A 22,951-nucleotide genomic window follows, 5' to 3' on the forward strand; every position below is an offset into this window, starting at 1 on the left:
GCCCATGTAAAGATTGCCTATTATATTTATTTATGCGGCTCTATTTACATCATGTCATTCACATCAAAATTTGCTTTATCTAAAATCACCCTAAGTTCAGCGTTGGCATTTGTATTTGTCTCATCAACCTTTGCGGCTGTTCCTACAACACTTAAACTTGACTATGCTTACTATGCTCCCACAAGTTTAGTGGTTAAAGACCAAAAACTTTTAGAAAAAGCACTGCCAAACACGCAAATCAAATGGGTGTTTAGCCAAGGTAGTAATCGTTCACTTGAATATCTGAATAGTAACAGCATTGATTTTGCCTCGACCGCTGGACTGGCTGCTGTACTCAGTCGCGCCAATGGCAGCCCGATTAAAACCGTTTATGTACAAAGCCAACCCGAATGGACTGCCTTGGTGGTTTCTCAAAACTCAAGTATTAAGACATTAAAAGACCTCAAAGGCAAAAAAATTGCTGCGACCAAAGGAACAGATCCTTTTCTTTTCACTTTACAAGCACTGGAGACAGTTGGACTCAGTAAACGCGACGTACAATTAGTACACTTACAACACCCAGATGGAAAAACGGCCTTGGAACGTGGTCAAGTTGATGCTTGGGCGGGGCTTGATCCACTCATGGCATCAGCCCAAATTCAATCTGGTGCTAAACTGCTTTATCGTAATGTGGGATTTAATAGCTATAGTGTCTTAAGTGTCAAAGAAGACTTTAGCAAGCAAAGTCCTGAAGCTGTTGAAGCCGTGATTAAAGCATATGAACAAGCACGAAAATGGGCAAAAGCCAATCCTGATAAAGTTGCAGCATTATTAGCGCGTGAATCTAAACTTCCTTTACCAGTTGCCCAATTACAATTGAGCCGTACCAACTTTGAACAAAACATTCCATCAGCTACACATGCTCAAGCATTGAAACGCTCAGGAAAAATCTTAACGGAAGAAGACTTAGTCAGAAAAGGCACCGATGTCAATCAAGTGGTGGATCAACTGCTTGACCCACGTTTTGCTCAAAAAGCTGTGAAATAATCCATGCGCAACTCAAGCAACAAAGCTGAGTTAACAAGTTTTATAACTCAGCAAAACGCACAATCAAATAAAAAACGTTTTCACCCAAACCTTAGCCTTTGGTTCAAAGCTCTGCTGCTGCCAATCCTGTTGTTAATACTTTGTGAGTTTTTAGTCAGAAATGGCTATATCGAAGCCTATTTACTGCCAGCACCGAGCAGCTTATGGCAATCCTTTTGGGAATTGACTCAAGGTGATTTACTGCAGCATATTTATATCAGTACTTGGCGGGTTCTCGTCGGTTTCGCGCTAGGATGTGGTTTAGGCTTAATTTTTGCAATTTGGGTCGGTTTAAGCAAAGAGGCGGAAGCTTATTTGGAGCCAACATTTTCGGCACTCAAATCAATTCCAAGCCTTGCCTGGATTCCGTTATTATTACTTTGGCTAGGGATTGATGAATCTTCTAAAATTACGCTCATCGCAATTGGTGCCTTTTTTCCAACCTATACCAATACAGTTGCTGCAATACACAATGTAGATCGGAAGCTCGTGGAAGTTGGAAAAGTTTACAATCTAAATGCAGTGCAACGCGTGATATCGATTGTGTTACCTGCCGCATCTTCAGGCATCCTGACAGGTTTGCGTAATAGCTTAAGTCTCTCTTGGATGTTTATGATTGCGGCTGAACTCATTGCGGCAACTCAAGGTATTGGCTATTTACTCAGTGATGGTAGAGAAACATCCCGACCAGATATTGTCATCATTGCGATTATTCTATTGGCTTTGCTTGGAAAAGTATCTGACAGTTTAATGAAACTGCTGGAAAATCGATTATTACGCTGGCGTGATACCATTCACAAACAAACTTAAGCCCAACAAGCCAAAGTCACGCGATCATTACCACCATAATCCTTGATGGTCTGAATTTGCTTAAAACCTTGTTGCTCAAACATATCTCGTACTGCTTGACCTTGGTCATAACCATGCTCAAGCACAATCCACCCCTGTGAATTGAGCCAGTCTTTCCCTTGGATGATAATAGTTTCAATATCTGCCATGCCCTGCTTGTCAGCAATCAACGCGCGCTCAGGTTCAGACTTAAGCTTTTGCATATGGACATCGTCAGGATCAATATATGGTGGATTAGAAACAATCAAATCAAACTGTTGCTGTTCTAAAGCTTCAAACCAAGCGCCACAGGCAAACTTCACTTGCACTAGACCATGTCGAACAGCATTGTCCTGAGCCACTTCTAAAGTTGGGGCATAAATATCCGTTGCCGTGACTTGCCACTGTGGACGTTCACTTGCAAGCGCCAAGGCAATTGCACCCGTTCCTGTACCTAAATCCACAATATTGGCTTGAGGATTTAACGGCAGTTTCAACACCGTTTCCACCAATATTTCAGTATCGGGACGCGGCACTAAAGTGTCATGTGTAACTTTTAAATCGAGCGTCCAAAAAGGTTGTGAACCCGTGATATAGGCTAAAGGTTCGCCATGTTCAATGCGAGCTAGCCCATCTAAATAGGCCTGCTCCTGCATTTCTGTGAGTTCTTGCTCAAGCCGAAATTTAAGTTCCAAGGCATTCACACCTAAAAGGTGCTCGAGTAGCCATGCCGCCTCTTGACGTTCATAGCTATCAATTTCGCCTTTGATTTCTAAAGCTTGAGCAATATTCATTAGCCGCCATTTTCCTGTGCAAGCATCGCTAACTGATCTGCCTGATATTCACGATGTAAACTATCCAGCAATTCAGTTAAATCACCTTCCATAACCGCATCCAATTTATACAAAGTTAAGTTGATGCGGTGGTCCGTCATACGACCTTGTGGGTAGTTATAAGTACGAATACGCTCTGAACGGTCACCTGAACCGACCAAATCACGGCGCATTTCCGAGGTTGCTGCATCAGCTGCCGCCCGTTTCGCATTCTCTAAACGAGAGACTAGCAAAGCCATCGCTTTGGCTTTGTTCTTATGCTGTGAACGTTCTTCCTGACATTCCACCACGACACCAGATGGAATATGGGTAATACGTACCGCAGAGTCAGTCTTGTTAATGTGCTGACCACCTGCACCAGATGCACGATACGTATCAATACGCAAATCGGCAGGGTTAATTTCAACTGTGGTATCCACATCGACTTCTGGAAGAATCGCAACGGTACACGCTGAAGTGTGTACACGACCTTGTGATTCAGTCGCAGGCACACGTTGTACACGGTGTGCACCACTCTCAAATTTCAAACGACCATAGACACCTTCACCATCGATACGGCAAATGATCTCTTTATAGCCGCCATGTTCACCTTCATTTTCAGAAAGGACTTCAATACGCCAACCTTGGGTTTCGGCATATTTACTGTACATACGGAATAAATCACCCGAGAAGATCGCAGCTTCATCACCGCCCGTTCCAGCACGGACTTCAAGATAAGCAGAATTGGCATCATTTGGATCTTTAGGAATCATCAACACGTTTAACTGCTCTTCAAGCGCAACCAAAAGTGCTTTATTTTCTTTGATTTCTTCTTCTGCCATATCTTTAAAATCAGGATCTGACTTCATCATTTCAGCAGTTTCGATATCTTCTTCAGCTTGACGATATTTACCCCAAACCTCGGTGATTTCAGTTAGGTCATTATGTTCACGAGACAATTTACGGAAACGTTTATTGTCTGAAATCACTTCTACATCAGCAAGCAATGCAGTCAGCTCTTCGTGACGATCACAAAGTTGATCAAGTCTTAAACGGAGTGATGCTTTCATGGGCGGAATATCTCAAAACTAAAGACTCAGTGCGATCAAAAAAATAATGAAGCACGAGTAAAATCAAAAAATTGCGCATAGTTTACAGACTCTACCGCTTAAAAGACATAGACAATCCAGCCAACTTACTCATCCACACTCATTTCATCACAAATTGTTCAGTTTTAGTCTTTACGACTTGTTCTCTTGTGTAGGCTTATATATAAATAATGGAGGATAAATAGAAAGATAAAACAATAGGATAATCTATGAATAATTTTATAAATCGCCCAACCTCGGCCTTTATTGCAGCGAGCTGGGTAGCCTTACTCGCTGGAGCAGTAGGCTTTATGATTGGTTTGTGGAACGCCAATATGCCGCTGCATGAAAAAGCTACTATTTTGTGATCTTGCTTTATGGACTTTTTTCTGCGGCTTCTTTACAGAAAACTGTACGTGACCAACTTGAGGAAATACCAGTCACTGCCATTTATTACGGTTTATGTTGGGCTTCAATGGCCGTTTGTATCGTTCTTTTACTGATTAGCTTATGGAATGCAGAACTCACCATGAGTGAAAAAGGCTTTTATATCATGTCGTTTCTACTAAGCCTATTTGGTGTCGTCGCAACGCAAAAGAATATTCGTGACTTAAATTATTTACGTCTGCAATCTGAACTCAATCCCCGACAACTAAAACTCGAAGATCAATCTATAAAAAATGATCAATTAGATTAATTAAAAAATGAATGAAACCTTAAAATAAGGTTTCATTTTTTTGTGCATCGATTAACTATCTTATTGTTTAATCAAACTTATCTCTCATTACTCATTCTTATCAGCAACAAAACACTACAATCTAGACACTAAAGAATAATAATTCAGGGAAGCTTCTCCATATTTTTATACTCAAACTTTGTTACATTTGCTGCCATTAGAAAGAGGTCCGCTTTGTTTCGGACACGGAGTCAAAATGAAATTAAATGCTTGGTTATGTGCTGCAATCTTTGCAAGTTCATCACTCGTTACTGCCGCTCATGCTGATAATGCAACGCGTGTTGCTGCAACATCTGCACTTGGTAGTGTTGTAGGTACTGCAATTGGTAAAGAAATGGGTGGAAACAACGGTGCAATGATTGGTTCTGCCCTAGGTGGTGCTGGTGGTGCAGCAGCTGCAAGTAGCAAACGTACACGTACAGAAGCTGCTATTGGTGGTGGTCTAGGTGGCGTTGGTGGTTATACTGTGGGTAAAAACCTTGGTGGCACTACAGGTGGTTATATCGGTGCTGCTGCTGGTGCTGCAGGTGGTTCTGCTCTAGGGCGTAAAGTCGGTCAAGACCGTGACTATGACAATTATCAGTCTAAGAAATACAAGAAAAAGAGAAAGCACCGTCATCACTAATTCCAAAAGCACCTTCGGGTGCTTTTTTATGGCCCAGATTTTCCCTAAACATCTATAAAATCCTGAGTAAAATGCTAGGTTGAATCCTTGCGCTGAACTTTTTAGAATAATTCCTTATTTTTTATATGCCTTTTTTATTCTGCATCATGAATACTGAATTACTCTCTCCTGCTGGTTCACTTAAAAATATGCGTTATGCCTTTGCTTATGGTGCCGATGCCGTTTACGCAGGCCAACCACGTTATAGCTTACGCGTGCGCAACAATGAATTTGACCATGACAATTTAAAAATCGGTATTGATGAGGCGCATGAGTTAGGCAAAAAATTTTATGTGGTGGTCAATATCCAGCCGCATAACAGCAAGCTAAAAAACTTTATCCGAGATATCGAACCCATTATTGCCATGCAACCAGATGCACTGATTATGTCTGATCCTGGTTTGATTATGCTGGTGCGCGAACATTTCCCTGAAATGCAGATTCATTTATCTGTACAGGCCAATGCTATTAACTGGGCCACGGTAAAATTCTGGAAAGACTACGGTCTAAGTCGCGTGATCTTTTCACGAGAACTCTCACTCGAAGAAATTGCAGAAATCCAAAGCTATGTCCCCGAAATCGAACTGGAAGTATTCGTGCATGGTGCACTCTGTATGGCCTATTCAGGTCGTTGCTTGTTATCTGGCTATATGAATAAACGTGATGCTAACCAAGGTGCTTGCACCAATGCCTGTCGTTGGGACTATAAAATCCACGCAGCGCAAGAAGATGCCAATGGTGATGTCATTCCAGTTCAGCAGGTCGATACTCAACAGCAATGTTGCTCACAAACATCAAAGTCAACAGAACTTGCCCAAACTGTTTTGATACAACGTAATGATGAAGACATGTTTGCCGCTGAAGAAGATGAGCATGGCACTTATTTTATGAACTCTAAAGACTTACGCGCAGTGCAACATGTGGATCATCTGACTCAAATCGGCGTTGCTTCTTTAAAAATTGAAGGACGGACCAAATCTTATTTTTATTGTGCCCGCACTGCACAGATTTATCGCAAAGCCATTGATGATGCACTTATAGGTAAAGTTTTTGACCCAAGCTTAATGACGCAACTAGAAGGTTTAGCGAACCGTGGTTATACCGAAGGTTTCTTGCGACGCCATGTGCATAGCGATTATCAAAATTATGCAGACGGATCATCACATTTTGACTATCAACAATTTTGTGGTGAAGTGATTGGACGTCATGGTGATTATATCCAGATCGAGGTTAAAAACCGCTTTGTGATTGGTGATTCGCTTGAGTTGATGACACCCAAAGGTAATATCAACTTCAAATTAAAACAGATGCGTGATCTCAAAGACAATCCCATTGAAAGTGCCAAAGGTTCGGGACATATCGTGGAAATTCCATTTTCCCCAGAAGTTGATATTCAATATGCACTCTTGATTCGCAATCTGCCACATGCCACAACCAAGTTGCAATCTGCTACTTTGGCCTATTCGGCAGATTAATATGGCACTGCTGATTACCAATGCTTGTATCAATTGTGATATGTGTTTGCCTGAATGTCCCAATCAAGCGATTAATGAAGGTGCAAAAGTCTATGAAATTGATCCACTACGTTGCACTGAATGCATCGGTTTCTACATAGCACCCACCTGCCTAGCTGTCTGTCCCATCGATTGTATTCAGCCTGACCCTGTGTGGGTGGAATCTCCAGAGCAACTACGAATTAAATTCAATAACCTCAATTTATTCAAGCATTAAAGACTTACTTACAGATAAATATAAATCCGTTAAAAGCATGGAAAGCGCCCATCCCATCCTCAACGCACAACAGCTCATCATGATTTGGCTCTTTAAGCCCAGTACTGGCATCAAAATTGCTAATTAGTATTACGTTTTATTCAATTAGTATTACTACGGGTGTGCACCTATGCATCATTCAGTATTGTCAAAAAGGAAAAAGCTTTATTTGAGTTTGGGGTCTTTTCTCGTTCCCATCCTGATCTGGAGCTGTGTCAGTTACTTACCTTTTATCTGGCATCCACAAGTTCAAATTACCAATGCAGGCTCAGCCACTTATCTACAAGCTGGAACCCGAATAGATAAGCAGGCTTATTATGTAGAGGCTCAAGATGCCGTCAATCAAGGCAAAACACCACCTACAGGTATTCTAGTCAATCCAATTTATTTGCCTGCACCGCATCAAGTAGCGAAAGCACTTTTTACTTCGTTTACGACGCCACCACAACAGGCTGACGCACCTTGGTTACATCAAAGCCTATGGCATAGTATCAAAATTGTTTTTACAGCATTTTTTATCTCTTCATTGATCGGTGTACCGCTTGGCATTCTGTGTGGCTTCTCAAATACCATCTCCAAGCTAACAGAACCCTTTGTCGAGTTCTTTCGCTATTTGCCTGCACCCGCCTTTGGGGCATTGGCAGTGGCAATTTTAGGCATTAATGATGCCCCGAAAATTGCCATTATCGTGATTGGTACATTATTTCAGCAAGTTCTGATTATTGCCAATACCACCCGTATGGTCGATCGTGGCTTGGTTGAAGCAGGTTATACCCTTGGCACCAATAAGCTCAAAAGCCTATTTCATGTAGTGATTCCTGCCGCACTACCTGACATTTATCGCGATCAACGTGTATTACTCGGTTGGGCATGGACCTATTTGATTGTGTCTGAACTGATCGGTGCGACCTCAGGAATTACATGGTTCATTACGCAGCAAGCGCGTTATCAGAACTTTGACAATGTTTATGCAGCTATCCTGATTATCGGGGTGATTGGACTGTTATGTGATTTGATTCTAATGAAACTCGGCAGCTACCTATTTAAATGGAAAAAGGGAGTATAAATATGACGGATGATTTTGATGCCAAAACATATTTTGAGCATATTTATACGCGTCCCGTGATGTTGGAAACCAAGCAACTGACGCAAATTTTTCAGCATGGTGCTTCAGAACGAATTGTGCTCAACCAAATTGATTTACGTATTCATAAACGTGAGTTTGTCTGTGTGATTGGTCCTTCTGGATGTGGAAAATCAACCTTAAGCCGAGTGGTTGCAGGTCTAGATGACTACCACAGTGGTGAGGTTCTGGTTGAAGGACAAAAGATTAAAGGCCCAAGTTCGGAGCGTGGCATGGTGTTTCAAGGCTATACCTTATTTCCATGGAAAACCGTTAAAGAAAATGTCATGTTTGGCCCTTTGATGAAAGGCATCAGTCAAACTCGTGCCGAAGAAATGGCGCGTGAATGGATCAATATTATTGGCTTAGAAAAATATGAAAATCAGTTTCCACATGAACTTTCAGGTGGGATGAAACAGCGTGTCGCCATTGCCCGTGCCTTGGTCAATGAACCCAAAATTTTACTCATGGATGAGCCATTCGGTGCACTTGATCCCTACACCCGACAAAAAATGCAGAAGCATTTGATGGACTTGTGGCAAAACATTGATATCACCATTTTATTTGTCACGCATGATATGGATGAAGCCATTTTATTGGCAGATCGTATTGTGGCTTTAAAAGCGAATCCAGGTGAGGTCAAAGAGATTATTGAGGTCAATTTACCACGTCCACGAAGTATGGAACTGATGCATTCACCTGAATTTAAACAACTACGGCAGCGTGTTGATCTGTTGGTGCATCATCAAGAGGAACAACTCGATCCTGCGCTACAAGATTTACCTAAAATCCCACGTATGACCCAAATGAGTACACACAAATAAAATAGCGTTTGGGACGACCCAATCTGCTTCATTTATTGCTGGACGACCAGCCAATGGTGAATCTCATGAACCATGATTATGTGTTGCCCTTAATTGATATTTCACTCCTAAACAGCGCGAGTTTAGAAGATCGTAAACAGGTGGTGCAGCAACTTGATCAAGCCTGTAAAGACATCGGCTTCTTATACATTCAAGGGGAACAATTTCAACCCGAACTGTTCGATCAGTTAAAACAAACCGCGCAGCAATATTTTAGCCAAGACCAAGCCACTAAAATGCAGCATTATATTGGTCTTTCCGAAAATCATAGTGGTTATGTGCCTATCGGTGAAGAACAATTCAAAGCCAATGTCTATGATTTAAAAGAATCTTATGACATTAATTATGACTATCTCGGTGAGCTGCATCGTCGTCCTTTGCTTGGCCCAACGCTATGGCCTGAGGACACCTCCTTTAAACACACCGTCTTAAATTATTATCAACATATCAAAGCCATCGGCAATCAGCTATTTAAAGCTTTCGCCTTAGTACTTGATTTGAATGAAGATTTTTTTGAACCGCATTTAAAGCATGCACCAAGCCAATTGAGACTGATTCATTATCCTTATAACCCAGAGGCACAAGATCAATCGGGTATTGGCGCACATACCGACTATGAATGTTTTACCCTTTTATTTCCAACGGCTGATGGTTTACAAGTACTGAATAAACAAGGTGAATGGATCGATATTCCCTTAATTGAAAATACTATGGTGATGAATATTGGTGACATGATGGAAATCTTATCCAATGGCCGTTATCTGGCAACCAAGCATCGTGTTCGACGAGTTCAGCAAGAACGTTACTCTTTTCCGCTGTTCTTCTCCTGTGATTATGACTATCTGATTCAGCCACTGATTCCAAATGAAGCACCATTATATCCGCCAATGAAAGGTGGTGAGCATCTATTCAATCAAACCGCTCAAACCTTTATGTACCTCAAGCAACGAATTAAATCAGGTGAACTGGTACTTGAAAATGCCCGTCCGCTGTACTCCTTTGGTTTAAGTGAATAAGGAGCAAGTGAATGAATCTAATCAATTTATTAACGCAACTTGCCCCCACACCAATTGATGAGCACTTGCCTATACCACGCTACTTACTGGGATGCTTTAGACGTAAAAGTATCAGCTTCTTCAACGGCATGACGGACGAAAAAACCATTGTGTATTGGTTTCAGTCCAAATCTTTCAGCATTGACCTACGACTGATCGATGCCAATCAAACCACAGTACATGATCGACAAGGATGGATTGGCGATACTCTATGGGATTCAGATCGCGAATTACTCTCTTGGCAGGTTCATCAAAACTATCAGAATCATATTCAATGGCCTGAACCTGCTAAGCTTTACCCAATAGGCAACAGTATTTTAGAGTTTTCACCTTCCCATGCGTACGTAGAAGATTGGCGGCAACAGGCTCAACAGGGCTTATTGCTCGGTTTACGTCTATTTCAAATGCAACATGCGGCAACACAACAGATGATACCTATGGACGGTGGTCTGATCATCACAGATCAGCATATCGCTTATGCACAATCACGCCTTCCACAACGACAAAATCAACTGAAAAAAGGCCCGATTAATCATCCTGAAAATGATCTAAAAGCAATTGAAAGCTATGAAGTGTCTGTCGCTTTAAATGGTTGCAATATCAGTTTTAGTACAATCAGCAGTCGTTTGCAGCAATCAATTTCACTCGATGATTTTGAAATGGAAAATGCCACCACCCTGACCCAACTGAAACAGATTGAAGGTGAGTTGTATCGACTTTATTTTCACCTGGATATGTATCAACCTGATTTTGTATTTAATACCACAACCGCAACCACCACGGATACACAACAATGGTTGGCTGCTGAACATAAGCATTTATTAAAAAATGCCACAGGGATTTACTAATCCTGTTTGTATGCGATTGATCTGGACAAGGACGATTGTGACAAATAGTTCTATCACAATCGTCCTGTTGATTTAGAATCTGAGAATATAAAAAATCGCTCTTCAACTAAGTTAAATATTACAAATCTAAATTCATCAACAAAATGATACTCGAAAATGTCATCTGCAACCTGCCTGCGATCTATAAAACTATTGTCTTTGCAATATCTATATTTAAATGAAACAAGAGAACAGGTTTTGCAAATGACAATGGTTTTGCCTACTTTTCCCGAAATGAGAAACATCGTTTCGTAAGGTAGGCAAAACCGAAGGTTAATTTAATAATAAGACGAGATGTATATATGACTCCGCTATGATTTTTTATTTTGGATGCATTGAAAATAAATCTGATCAAACAAAGCACTATTTGGACTCATCCACCAAAGCTGGATAAATCAAGCCATCTACATCCACTTCAGTTTTATAAATGCCATTACTGAGATTGAATTGATTGACGTGATAGGTCGAACCATAAATCGAGTCAAAGCCTGTTCCTTTCTGGAACACTTTCTTATTCGCAGCAATATCCAATAAATGTGTCCCCTCAATAAATTGCTCATACTGTTGAGGATCAACACCAACACGGTTGGCCATGATCTTTACTGCATCGGCATGTGTTGCAGGGTCTTGGATATACTTTACTGTTTTATCCCACACTTGGATCAGCTTTTTCCAATCCTCTTTATGCACAGACAAATGACTTGGATTTACTGCCAAGGTATCGTAGATCAAGCCGGGTTTATCTTTGGAACTATAAATAATTTTGGAACCTGCAACGGCTTTTAGGGCTTGATTGGCAACGGGTTGCCAAACTGCAATTGCATCAATATCCTGACTACCAAACACTTGAGGCAGTTCATTGGTCACCGAATTGACCAATTTAATGTCTGAAAAAGGAATCTTAGCATCCGTTAAAGCCGTCGATAATAGTAGGTGATCCACCAAACCTTTTTCCGTTGCAATCGATTTTCCTTTTAAATCCTGAATACTGTTGATGCCATTCTTGGCAATAATCACATCATTACCCGAAGAATAATCTGTAACCATAATGATCATGCCCTTGCTCCCCCCAGAGGCATTCACCAAATTATCACCATTGGTAATAAACACCGCATCGAGTTGATTAGCGGCAAAGGCAGAAATCGATGCTGAATAATCAAACCATTTAAATTCAACATTTAAGCCAGCATCTTTTAACCAACCCTTTTCAATCGCCACTTGCCAAGCCACCCAACCTGGCCAATCACTATAACCAATCGTCATTGGAGTCGTCGACATCGAATCTTTGGACTCCGTTGCTTTCTCTGCTGTTGGTATCTTAGCCGAATTATCACAAGCTGTCAGACCTAGTCCCAGCAGCATTGAAACAGATAATGTTGCTAATGCTTGCTTCATAATCACCCCCTATCTTTTTTAAAAATTTTGCCGTGAAATCATTTAAATCATGTGTTTAGCGACAATACGGATGCCGCTGCGTCCTAATCATTTTGCTGTAAGGGTGGCATCACGGCATCCATGAGTTCTAGATGCCCCTTTATGACCCCTTTTAAAGCAGTAAACTGTTGGCTAATCTGTTTGAGGTCATTACTGCCACCTTGTAACAGCATGACTTCCAATATTTTTTGTTGATCCAGTTGAATATGTAATGAACTGATCACCTGTTCTAAAAATTTTTGCTGTAAATCTAAAAGTTGCATACGCAATGGCATACAACTAGCGTCGTACAGCAAGGTCAGTGTGCCGACCATGACTGCATTTTGCTGTGCCTGTTCAGCAATTAAATGCTTGTTGATCATGTCGACTATCGCCTGAGAACGACTTTCATAATGCGCTTCGACAATGGTTTGATCTAAGGCTTCAACCGTCTTTTCAGGTACAGTAATACTGATTCGAGTCAGTTTAGGACGAGCATTCATAATGATCAGACTACGGTTTAGGACGCTGAGTTTGCTTTACATACAGACCTGCTCGGACGCTCAGTAAATTAGCAACACAGCACACTACAACTTTGAAATACTGAATTAGGATTGATTGCGTATTCATAACCACCTCAGCCTTAGTAATACCAAATTTATAATTCGTAATATTCAATGCAGTATCTATGCCAGTTTTTTAGTCAAATTTGGTCGAGAAAAAGCGCGGAATACTGAGTAAATGCACATAAAAAAAGCCCGATGTTTCATCATAGGGCCTTTTCTGCATCATGGATTTTGATCACTCAATAGCGGGTGCAAGTGTAAACAACGCCTGTCCTGTTTTTACAGTTTGGGCTTTGTCAATCAAGATACTGTCCACTTTCATTTTTGCAGGTGCAAGGATTGGAATCTCAATTTTCATTGCCTCAATCACAGCCAAGGTTTCACCTTCTTCAATAATATCTCCCACGGTACATTCAATTTTCCAGACCGAGCCTGGCATATGCGACTCCACGATCATCCCACCGCTCGGAACTGTTATTTCTGAATCATCCAATACCGCATCCATACTTTCAGAAACATATTCAGCCAAGCCAGCTTCATGCCATCGACGACGCTCATCTTCAAAATTGCTTTGCTGAACCTGTTTAAAGGCTTGAATACTACTTTCATTTTCTTTCAGAAAGGCATTGTAGTCTTTGAGATTAAGTACCCCCTCTTCAATCCTTAATTGCAAACGTCCTGCTTTAAAGTCTTCACGCATTTCCAACAGCTCGGGCTCAGATACTTCATAAAAACGGATTTGGTCAAAAAATCTGAGCAACCACGGCTTATGCTGTTCAAAATTCGGATTTTGACGATAACGACTCCATACCTGTGTGGTACGTCCTACAAATTGATAGCCACCTGGCCCTTCCATACCATAAACACACATATAAGCACCGCCAATTCCGACAGCGTTTTCAGGTGTCCATGTTCGTGCAGGATTATATTTGGTGGTGACTAAACGATGTCTTGGGTCTAACGGTGTGGCAACAGGTGCACCCAGATAGACATCCCCCAAACCCATCACTAAATAAGCAGTGTCATAGACCACATCTTTTACCGCTTGCTTAGATGCAAGGCCATTAATACGGCGAATAAATTCGATATTGTCTGGACACCACGGTGCGTCTGAACGAACCAATTGACTATATTTCTCTGTTGCAAGCTGCGTTTGTGAATCCTCCCAAGCTAATGGCAGATACACGGTTCTTGAAGGCACCTGCATATTTTCAATATCAGGTAATTCGCTTTCAGCCACCTGTAGCAATCGCAGTAAATCCAGTTGCTCTAATACAGTCGAATCATAATGAATCTGCAATGAACGAATGCCTGGGGTCAAATCAATGATGCCCTGAATATTCTGTTGTTGTACCCATTGCATTAAAGCATGGATACGAAAACGTAAATTGAGATCTAAGACCAGTTCACCATATTCTACCAACAGATATTGGTTGCCTGCTGGACGATAACTCACTTTAGGTTTATCGACACCTTGATCCAAAGTCGCCAACACAGCATTTATTAAAGTGACGGGTTCTGCTTTAAATACAGGCGCAAAATTGACCTGCAATAGCGTCTCATCCTGTAAGGCGGATTGATAGCGTTGTTCTAGCTGTTGCGCCTGTGCATAACTAACAGGAATAAATCTCACTTTATCGCCTGCTCTGAGCTGCCCTAACTTCCATAACTCAGAGTTGATCACTACCGCAGGACAAACGAAGCCGCCTAAACTCGGACCATCTGGCCCTAAAATAATCGGCATATCCCCAGTGAAATCGATTGCACCGATGGCATAAGCATTGTCATGGATATTCGACGGATGTAAGCCCGCTTCGCCCCCATCAATCCGTGCCCACTGAGGTTTAGGCCCAATCAAGCGAATGCCGGTACGACTCGAGTTAAAATGAATTTCCCAATCTTGATCAAAAAACATGGCAACGTCATTCGGCGTAAAGAAATCAGGTGCACCATGCGGGCCATACATGACTGCGATTTCCCATTCAGTTTTAAAACTTGGAATCTGTTCAGGTGTTAATGCAACTGTTTGCTCGGTTTTCGCCTCGGTGATTGGCAACATATCGCCAATGAGTAAGTTACGACCGGCATGTCCACCAAACTGCCCCAAGGTAAACGTAGCTAAACTGCCCAAATAAGCAGGCAGATTAAAGCCATGTTTAATCCCAATATAACTACGACAACCCGTACTGATACGACCACATTTTAACACCTGACCTTTGCGGACATTGATTGTTGACCACATCGCGACAGGCTGACCATCTAATCTAGCCTCCATCTCACCACCAGTGATGGCAATCAGGCTATCACAATGAAATTTTAAAGTCGGACCAAGCAAAGTACACTCTAGTCCCGAACTGTTAAATGCATTGCCCAACAATTGATTGGCAACATTCAAGCTCAATGCATCCATCGCGCCTGAAGGTGGGACACCGACATCCCAATAACCCAAGCGACCTGTTACATCTTGTACTGCGGTTTGAATTCCTGCTTGCAACACTTCTATTTTCTGGGTTTTCCATTCAAAACTATTCAAGAAACGCGTTGTCTGTGTGCCTTGCTGAAACACTGCCCCACCGATAATTTCCTGTAAATATTCTAGATTGGTTTCAATTCCAGCAATTTCGGTATTACTTAGGCTATTTTGCATGGCAGCAAGCGCCTGCTCGCGATCCTCAGCCGTCACAATAATTTTTGCAATCATCGGGTCATAGAATGAGGAAACATTCGAGCCTGTTTCGACCCATGTTTCTACCCGAGATTGAGCGTCAAATTTGACACTGGTCAATAAGCCTGCGCTAGGTTGAAAGTTCTTAATCGGATCTTCGGCGTATAAACGCACTTGAATCGAATGGCCTTTGGGTGGCGCAATCTGTTGCGGTGCATGCCAATCCCCACTGGCCAAGGTCACCATCCATTCAACCAGATCAACGCCATAAACCTGTTCTGTCACTCCATGTTCCACTTGTAAGCGTGTATTCACTTCCAAAAAGTAGAACTGTTGTGTGTCGGTATCCATCACGAATTCAACTGTACCCGCAGAACGATACTGCACCGACTGCATCAATTGAATGGCTATTTGTTGAATATACCTGCGTTGTTCATCATTCAAATGCGGTGCAGGTGTTTCCTCAATCACCTTTTGATTACGGCGTTGTACTGAACAATCACGCTCACCAAGCGCAATGACATAGCCCTGACCATCACCGAAAATCTGTACCTCAATATGACGCGCATTTTCGACAAACTTTTCCAGATACAAGCCTGCATCTTTAAAATTGGCTTGCGCCAGATAGGAAACAGTTTGATAGGCTTCTTTTAACTCCTGCTCATTCCAGACCAGTCGCATACCAATACCACCACCACCTGCTGTGCTTTTCAGCATCACCGGATAGCCAATCTGATCGGCCTGAAGCAGTGCATCATCCAAGTCGAGCAGCAACTGACTGCCGGGTAGCAAGGGTACATGGTTCTGAATTGCCAATGCTCGTGCGGTATGTTTTAGACCAAAATCACGCATTTGCTCTGAGGTCGGACCAATAAAGACTATGTCCTGTTGCTCGCACAAATCACAAAATGCAGCATTTTCTGATAGAAAACCATAACCAGGGTGAATCGCTTCAGCCCCGGTTTGCTGTGCTGCGGCAATGATTTTTTCAATATTTAAATAGCTTTGCTGTGCAGGTGAGTCACCGATAAAAATCGCTTCATCCGCTAAACTGACATGTAAAGAATCTCTATCCGCTTCGGAATAGACCGCAACAGATTGAATCCCAAGTTTCTTTAAGCTACGAATAACGCGACAGGCAATCGCACCACGATTAGCAATGAGTACTTTTTTAAACATTATGCTACCTCACGCGTCACGTATAACAAGTTGGATTTTCGTCGGATTGTAGGCATTGCAAGGATTATTCAATTGCGGACAATTTGAAATCAGAACGATCAAATCCATTTCCGCTTTGATCTCTACATATTTACCCGGTGCAGAAACCCCATCTTCAAACTTTAAATGGCCTTCAGCGGTCACGGGTACATTCATAAAAAAGTTAATATTGGGTCCAATATGACGGACATTGAGCTGATGTTTTTTGGCAATTGGGTGTTGTGCCAAGGCATACATGAAATTATTACGGCAACTGTGCATCGGATATTTATCATGTGCATAACGTACCGTATTGCTTTCACAAGAACATGCACCGCCCAATGTGTCATGTCTGCCGCAAGTGTCATCGACAATGCTGGCAATTGGACGGGCAAAATTACTAAATAAGGTCGTGCCTTTTTCCAGATAAAGCTGCTGATTTTGCGCCAAGGTATCGGTCGCGCTATAACGCTCTTCGGCATTATTGGCACTGATGAATAAGGTGTCCACTGCCTGGTTTCCTTCCAGATCAATAATACGAAAGTACTGACCTTGCTTCACTTCGCCCATCCATGCTTCGCCCGCAAGGCAAATCTCATCTAAAACAATCTGTTCAATTTTTGCTGATGCTGTCATTTTCTCGCTCCTCACCTTAATTCGACAATGCGAAATAGCGTGTGTTATTGGCAAAACCACGCTGATTTTGAGCACATGAATCCCGACAGACATCTTGTTCAGTTAAGGCATTGGCTTTAAATAGGCGAAGCTGGATATCGGAGGGTTGATAATGTGTCGATGAATCCAGCGGATGTGGTGCCGCAGAAAGAAAGACGAGACAATCCATTTCAAAGCGCAGTTCAATCTTTTGATTTTGATTATCGTCTGTGATGTAGCTTAATCGGCCATGATCATCGGGCTGGACTTTTGAAAATAAATTCACCGTCGCGCTCAGGTCCGCTTGGCCTAGACCAAATTTGGTCAATTCCACCAACAAACTATCTAGACCATTTTGATGCATGTCATTACGTGCATTCTGAAAATTTTTCTGACCAAACTGTTTTGCAATATGCTGTGCCGTACTCGGGCCACAAAACACATCATTCCAGCCATGTTGATCTTGAACAATGGAAGCCATTACCCGCCCCAGATCAGAATACAAAACATGCCCTGTCGAGAGAAAAGCCGTATGTTGTGCTTTCAGACTATCGGGCATATTAAAACGCTCGAGCTTGTCATCTGCATTGACACAATACAAAGACACATTGGCATGATGCTCCAGTGCTTCCAGTTGTAAAACTGCACCGCGTTGAATGCGACCAGACCAATGATGGCCACCGGGTAATGTTTCTTCCCACAGTATTTTATTGTCGTGATAGAACGATTGATTCATAACAAACCTCTTGCGGATGCTTAACCTCGTTATGGCAATATGCCTGTCCTCCCGGGCTTTTATCCCTCCGTGTAGTTCTATCGAACCGTTATCTCTCGGACCAGTCATGTCTCCATGCGGACACATCGGAACCCTAGACAACTTTATCTATGTTGTTATAAAGCAAAAGACATGCCAGTTTAGTAATACGATTTTCCATATTCGTAATACTAAAATGATCATTTTTAGATTGTTCTGGGTGCGCTTTTAAAAAGAAAGCACCAATATGATGCTGCGGGATTGAAATGATTGATACTTTTAGGTTTTCTTTATCCATAAAAAAAGCGCCTTACGGCGCTTTTTTAGATATACAAATTAGTTTGCATATACTGGGAATTTTGCACAAACAGCTTCTACTTTAGCTTTTACGTCAGCAATCACTTTCTCATCACCTTTGCTGTCGATCACATCAGCGATCCAACCTGCAAGGTCACGTACTTCAGCTTCACCGAAACCGCGAGTCGTCACAGCGGGTGTACCAATACGGATACCAGAAGTCACAAACGGAGAACGTGGGTCATTTGGAACCGCGTTTTTGTTTACTGTAATGTGAGCAGCGCCTAACCAAGCATCAACTTCTTTACCCGTTACGTCTTGTTTGATCAAAGACAATAAGAATAAATGGTTTTCAGTACCACCAGAAACAACATCAAAACCACGTGAAATTAATACTTCAGCCATCGCTTGAGCATTTTTCACCACTTGCTGTTGGTAAGTTTTGAACTCATCAGACATTGCTTCTTTGAAACAGATTGCTTTAGCAGCAATTGCATGCATCAAAGGACCACCTTGGTTGCCTGGGAATACAGCAGATTGAAGTTTCTTCTCGATTTCTTCATTTGCTTTAGCAAGGATTAAACCTGAACGTGGACCACGAAGTGTTTTGTGCGTTGTTGTCGTTGTTACGTCTGCAATTTGCACTGGGTTAGGATAAACACCCGCAGCAACCAAACCAGCAACGTGCGCCATATCAACAAAAAGGTACGCACCTACTTTGTCTGCGATGTCACGGAAACGCTGCCAATCAACGATTTGGCTATATGCAGAGAAACCAGCAACGATCATACGTGGCTTGTGTTCCAACGCTAAACGTTCTACTTCTTCATAATCAATTTCGCCAGTTTCAGTATTTAAACCATACTGAATCGCGTTATATGTTTTACCGGAGAAACTTACTTTAGCACCGTGAGTTAAGTGACCACCGTGAGCCAAGCTCATACCTAAAACGGTATCACCTGGGTTAAGAAGCGCCAAGTAAACCGCAGAGTTTGCTTGTGAACCTGCATGTGGTTGAACGTTTGCATAGTCAGCACCGAACAATGCTTTAGCGCGGTCAATCGCAAGCTGTTCAATCACGTCCACATATTCACAACCGCCATAGTAGCGTTTGCCAGGATAGCCTTCTGCGTATTTATTCGTAAGTTTTGATCCTTGTGCTTCCATAACAGCTGGTGAGCAATAGTTTTCAGATGCGATTAACTCGATGTGCGCTTCTTGGCGTACGCCTTCAGAAGCAATCGCTTGAGCTAATTCTGGATCAAATTCAGCAATAGAAATATTGGCAAACATTAGCGGAGGGTCCTATAAATTAGGGCTTTTAAGCCGTGCTAAAGATTGGCACATATTGTAGCACGAAGTTTGTGGTTTCAGAGATTGATATTTACTTAATTATTCGTGAATTTTATTCATTACTGCCAATGGCATTAATAGACTAAAATCAATAAGCTATTTTTTTAGACATTTTAATTTTACTCTACCACCTATAGAGTCTAACTCTCTATTAATAAGAGAGCTAGACTCTATGAAATTTTACTATTTCACCGACATTAAAATATTCACATCTTGCACGATTTTTGCAATATTTGAACTATAAGCTGTTGTATGATCCCATGCACCAACCCGATAATTTGCATCAGGGATTGATGTTCCCACTGTTCTTGCCGATGACACAAGAATATCCGTTACCTGTTTAGGTACAGTTTCATCTCCTGTTCCTTGATAGATGATTACAGGCATAGTTACTTTTTTCTGTAAAGGCTGTGAATCAGTAGTCAAGAAAGTATTTATACTTGGTATTGCCATAAAATTGGTTTTGGTTCTTGGATATCCATTAAGCGTTTTATTATCACCTAGATATTTGAACATAGCTCCCCCCAAAGCTTGGCCCAAACCATCATAACAAACAGAGTTTGGAGAGGAAGTTTCTGCTGTTGCTGCAATTAGATCTGTCGGTGAGTTAAATACATCACTAAATCTTAGATTTGGATACTGATTTCTTAACCCTGCTGTAATTAATGCTGTAAACGTATCAAGAGGAGCTAAAATACTTATTTTCTTACTTGGATCTGGTTCATTATTAGCTTTATTCTCTCCTCCAGCCAAAATTAAAGTCAGATTAGATGCAGGTGCAACTGCAATAGTACCTTTATAATCCAACTTTGCTCGGCTTTGATATTGTGCAGCACCAAGAACAGCTTGTCCGCCTTGTGAATGACCGACTGCAAGCCATTGTCCATTGGTTTTTTTACCTAAACCAGTTAAATAAGCACGAGCTGCAACCACAGCATCGGTAATTGAATATGCTTCACTTTTAACATTTAAAAACGGATGGGCTTCTTGTCCACTTGGCTCACCTAATCCCTCATAATCTGGTGCTACAACGACATAGCCCGAAGCCAAAAGTGCTTTTAGAAGGTATTCATTGCCTTTTAAACCCTGTTTACTTGGTGCACATTGATCTGCTACCCCAGTCGTACCATGGGCCCAAACAACAATTGGCCAACCATTTGCGGGTGCTGGTGATTGTGGTGTAAAGACAAGAGCTGTAGCCTGTACTTCCTTGCCATTCACCCCGAGCATTTTATATGTCATGACAACACTATCTGTTGATACGGCTGCCATCCCGTCTAATGTATAATTAACTGGAATACCAACCACTGGATCTTTGATATTGTTCTCTGGAACCTCTGGTTTAAAGGTATAAGTTGTATCACCATCACCGCCACCACAGGCAGTTAATAACAGGCTAGAGCCTAACATCGCAATTGTTAGTAATTTCATATTCATGTAGTTTTTCCTTAACTATATTTCTTGTCATTTTAATGCTTAGCATTTCTTTTACTAAGGCAAATGCTTCCATTAGAATGCGCTTAATAACAAATTGTTCAAGTATTTTTTCATTTTGCTGCTTATTTATTCAAACCCCTTAGCAAATTTCTAAAAATTGAAATTGATGTGTTCTCATTCAACACAGCTTGCTACGGATTTCTTGTAAGATAGTCAAACTCTCAACTCCAGCTAGGTCAACTTTATGCAAGCAATCATCTTAGATACTGAAACACATACGCTAAATGGTTTGCCAATTGAAATTGCTTATGCCCCAATTGAAATTGAAAACGGAAAATTAAGTCTCGATAAAAAACAAATTTTTGATCAGCTTTATCAAGTGGGTCAGCCCATCTCATTCGCTGCGATGGCGGTACATCATATTTTAGAGTCGGATCTCATTGATCAACCTTTTTATAATGAGTTTCAGCTTCCTTCTGAAACCACTTATATCATTGGACATAATGTTGACTACGATATTGCAGCTATTGCGCGTTGTGGTGTTGACACCTCAAAATTAAAACCAATTTGTACCTTGGCTTTAGCCCGTCGTGTTTGGGAAGATGCCGAAGCACATAACATTTCAGCCTTGATTTACTTGATCTCAAAAGGCAGTGACAAAGCACGTGAAATGCTCAAAGGTGCACATCGTGCAGATGCCGATATTATCCTGACTGCGAATATCTTGATGCATATCATCCATCAACTTAACATTCAAGATATTGAACAACTTTATATTGCTTCAGAAGAAGCGCGTATTCCCAAAACGATTACCTTTGGCAAACACAAAGGTACAGCCATTCAAGACCTCCCTGCTGACTATATTCAATGGCTGATGCGTCAGGATGATCTTGACCCATATTTACGCAAAGCCTTAGAAGCAAAACTAGTAAAATAAAGGATAAAGTTCTCAGTTTGTAAGTTATTTGCCAGTTACTTTAAACAAGGCAATGATATTTAATAAATTGTTAACATTATTGTCATTTTTTAACCTTATCTTAATCTCCGTCTATATCTTGATTGGGGGAGATTAAGAGATGTCACATTTTTTTAAAACAGAGCTCGGGCAAACAGCCTTACAAGAACGTAGTATTGCACTGACTGCGCGTCAACGTCGTTTATTGCTTTTAATTGATCATGAAGACTTCAAAGAACTGGATCAAGACTATAAGGAAAGGATTGCACCCACGGAGTTGGTTCAGCAATTGATTGATATGGGACTGTTAGCAGAACAAGTAACGTCTATCGCTAGCAAAGAAAGTATAGAGCCAGAACAAAAAAACAATCATCTCAAAACTGCATCAACAACACCTGTTGCGGCACAAGAAACTACAGCATTTGCACCAACATCTATTCAACCTGAAGCGCAAGTCGAGCGCGAAATCATAGAGCTAGAGAAACTTCCTTTTGTAGAAATTCAACAAGTAATGATTCAGACACTCACCACGTATTGTGGTCTGATGGCTCGTCCCTTAGTACAAAAGATTCAATCGATTAGTTCGCTACAACAGCTCAAAGCCTGTCAAATGCAATGGATTACTTCATTACAAGAATCACGAATTCCACCAAGCCAATTGAATCAAACGCTGAAATTAATCAATTATTCAGTACAGCATTTATAGTTAGATGTGCAGAATCTTGATAAGTCGAGAATAAAATTGATGTTTTAATAAACAAGAAGCAGC

Annotated in this window: 21 protein-coding genes, 1 pseudogene and 1 riboswitch; of the genes and pseudogenes, 12 read left to right on the plus strand and 10 right to left on the minus strand. The window is 41.4% G+C overall.

The genetic code is table 11. From position 1 onward, the window contains the following. Positions 1-51 precede the first annotated feature (51 nt). The gene (locus F909_RS03035; RefSeq protein ID WP_005153777.1) at positions 52-1,026 is read left to right on the plus strand and encodes an aliphatic sulfonate ABC transporter substrate-binding protein; all 975 of its coding nucleotides are present in this window, start codon (positions 52-54) and stop codon (positions 1,024-1,026) included. Positions 1,027-1,029: 3 nt separating this feature from the next. Then, entirely contained in the window at positions 1,030-1,875 is an 846-nt protein-coding gene (locus F909_RS03030) for an ABC transporter permease (RefSeq protein WP_005153779.1), read from the plus strand. Here the strand turns inward: F909_RS03030 and prmC are convergent. Both prmC and prfA read right to left on the minus strand, forming a co-directional pair. Then, positions 1,872-2,687 carry a peptide chain release factor N(5)-glutamine methyltransferase gene (gene prmC / locus F909_RS03025; protein WP_005153782.1) on the minus strand — a complete coding sequence of 272 codons (816 nt, stop codon included), beginning with the start codon at positions 2,685-2,687 and terminating at the stop codon, positions 1,872-1,874. The genes F909_RS03030 and prmC overlap by 4 nt on opposite strands. After that, positions 2,687-3,775, minus strand: a complete 1,089-nt coding sequence (gene prfA / locus F909_RS03020; protein WP_005153784.1) for a peptide chain release factor 1 — start codon at positions 3,773-3,775, stop codon at positions 2,687-2,689. The genes prmC and prfA overlap by 1 nt, the downstream gene beginning before the upstream one ends. A gap of 248 nt (positions 3,776-4,023) precedes the next feature. On the opposite strand from prfA, the pseudogene yiaA reads away from it, so the two are divergent. The 8 genes and pseudogenes from yiaA to F909_RS02985 all read left to right on the plus strand — a co-directional run bounded on the left by yiaA (position 4,024) and on the right by F909_RS02985 (position 10,852). Further along, positions 4,024-4,490, plus strand: a pseudogene (gene yiaA / locus F909_RS0120415) (inner membrane protein YiaA). Positions 4,491-4,725: 235 nt separating this feature from the next. Then, entirely contained in the window at positions 4,726-5,154 is a 429-nt protein-coding gene (locus F909_RS03015) for a hypothetical protein (RefSeq protein WP_005153790.1), read from the plus strand. A 146-nt stretch (positions 5,155-5,300) separates the two neighbouring features. Beyond that, complete coding sequence (yegQ, locus tag F909_RS03010; protein ID WP_005153792.1) at positions 5,301-6,668, plus strand: prephenate-dependent tRNA uridine(34) hydroxylase TrhP; 1,368 nt, start codon at positions 5,301-5,303, stop codon at positions 6,666-6,668. 1 nt (position 6,669) lies between these two features. Then, a complete protein-coding gene (locus F909_RS03005; RefSeq protein ID WP_005153799.1) occupies positions 6,670-6,924 on the plus strand; it encodes a YfhL family 4Fe-4S dicluster ferredoxin in 255 nt (84 codons plus the stop codon). A 169-nt stretch (positions 6,925-7,093) separates the two neighbouring features. After that, positions 7,094-8,029 carry an ABC transporter permease gene (locus F909_RS03000; RefSeq protein WP_005153802.1) on the plus strand — a complete coding sequence of 312 codons (936 nt, stop codon included), beginning with the start codon at positions 7,094-7,096 and terminating at the stop codon, positions 8,027-8,029. Positions 8,030-8,031: 2 nt separating this feature from the next. Further along, positions 8,032-8,910 (plus strand): ABC transporter ATP-binding protein, encoded by an 879-nt coding sequence (locus F909_RS02995; RefSeq protein ID WP_005153803.1) that lies wholly within the window; start codon positions 8,032-8,034, stop codon positions 8,908-8,910. Positions 8,911-8,963: 53 nt separating this feature from the next. Next, a complete protein-coding gene (locus F909_RS02990) occupies positions 8,964-9,965 on the plus strand; it encodes an isopenicillin N synthase family dioxygenase (RefSeq protein WP_005153805.1) in 1,002 nt (333 codons plus the stop codon). A gap of 11 nt (positions 9,966-9,976) precedes the next feature. Then, a complete protein-coding gene (locus F909_RS02985) occupies positions 9,977-10,852 on the plus strand; it encodes a hypothetical protein (protein ID WP_005153808.1) in 876 nt (291 codons plus the stop codon). Between the two features lie 402 nt (positions 10,853-11,254). Here the strand turns inward: F909_RS02985 and F909_RS02980 are convergent, their stop codons facing one another. The 8 genes from F909_RS02980 to F909_RS02945 form a co-directional block, all read right to left on the minus strand. Continuing rightward, a complete protein-coding gene (locus tag F909_RS02980) occupies positions 11,255-12,289 on the minus strand; it encodes an ABC transporter substrate-binding protein (protein ID WP_171067361.1) in 1,035 nt (344 codons plus the stop codon). Positions 12,290-12,369: 80 nt separating this feature from the next. Then, positions 12,370-12,807, minus strand: coding sequence for a CopG family ribbon-helix-helix protein (locus tag F909_RS02975; protein ID WP_005153814.1), 438 nt, complete (start codon positions 12,805-12,807; stop codon positions 12,370-12,372). Positions 12,808-13,105: 298 nt separating this feature from the next. Then, complete coding sequence (uca, locus tag F909_RS02970; protein WP_005153815.1) at positions 13,106-16,714, minus strand: urea carboxylase; 3,609 nt, start codon at positions 16,712-16,714, stop codon at positions 13,106-13,108. Positions 16,715-16,723: 9 nt separating this feature from the next. Further along, positions 16,724-17,368 (minus strand): urea amidolyase associated protein UAAP2, encoded by a 645-nt coding sequence (locus F909_RS02965; RefSeq protein ID WP_005153816.1) that lies wholly within the window; start codon positions 17,366-17,368, stop codon positions 16,724-16,726. Between the two features lie 16 nt (positions 17,369-17,384). Next, positions 17,385-18,122: an urea amidolyase associated protein UAAP1 gene (locus tag F909_RS02960; RefSeq protein WP_005153818.1), complete on the minus strand. Its 738-nt coding sequence runs from the start codon at positions 18,120-18,122 to the stop codon at positions 17,385-17,387. A 46-nt stretch (positions 18,123-18,168) separates the two neighbouring features. After that, positions 18,169-18,270, minus strand: a riboswitch (guanidine-I (ykkC/yxkD leader). After that, on the minus strand, positions 18,256-18,438 hold the full coding sequence (locus F909_RS21175) for a hypothetical protein (protein WP_005153820.1): 183 nt from the start codon (positions 18,436-18,438) through the stop codon (positions 18,256-18,258). It overlaps the preceding riboswitch by 15 nt. A gap of 38 nt (positions 18,439-18,476) precedes the next feature. Next, a complete protein-coding gene (glyA, locus tag F909_RS02950) occupies positions 18,477-19,730 on the minus strand; it encodes a serine hydroxymethyltransferase (protein ID WP_005153821.1) in 1,254 nt (417 codons plus the stop codon). 243 nt (positions 19,731-19,973) lie between these two features. After that, on the minus strand, positions 19,974-21,227 hold the full coding sequence (locus F909_RS02945) for an alpha/beta fold hydrolase (RefSeq protein WP_005153824.1): 1,254 nt from the start codon (positions 21,225-21,227) through the stop codon (positions 19,974-19,976). A gap of 244 nt (positions 21,228-21,471) precedes the next feature. Between F909_RS02945 and F909_RS02940 the strand changes: the two genes are divergently transcribed. Both F909_RS02940 and F909_RS02935 read left to right on the plus strand, forming a co-directional pair. After that, positions 21,472-22,164: a putative quorum-sensing-regulated virulence factor gene (locus tag F909_RS02940; protein WP_005153826.1), complete on the plus strand. Its 693-nt coding sequence runs from the start codon at positions 21,472-21,474 to the stop codon at positions 22,162-22,164. A 139-nt stretch (positions 22,165-22,303) separates the two neighbouring features. Further along, positions 22,304-22,888: a hypothetical protein gene (locus tag F909_RS02935; RefSeq protein ID WP_005153828.1), complete on the plus strand. Its 585-nt coding sequence runs from the start codon at positions 22,304-22,306 to the stop codon at positions 22,886-22,888. Positions 22,889-22,951: the final 63 nt, after the last annotated feature.

The organism is Acinetobacter sp. ANC 3929, from assembly GCF_000369405.1.
In the GTDB taxonomy this organism is placed as follows: domain Bacteria; phylum Pseudomonadota; class Gammaproteobacteria; order Pseudomonadales; family Moraxellaceae; genus Acinetobacter.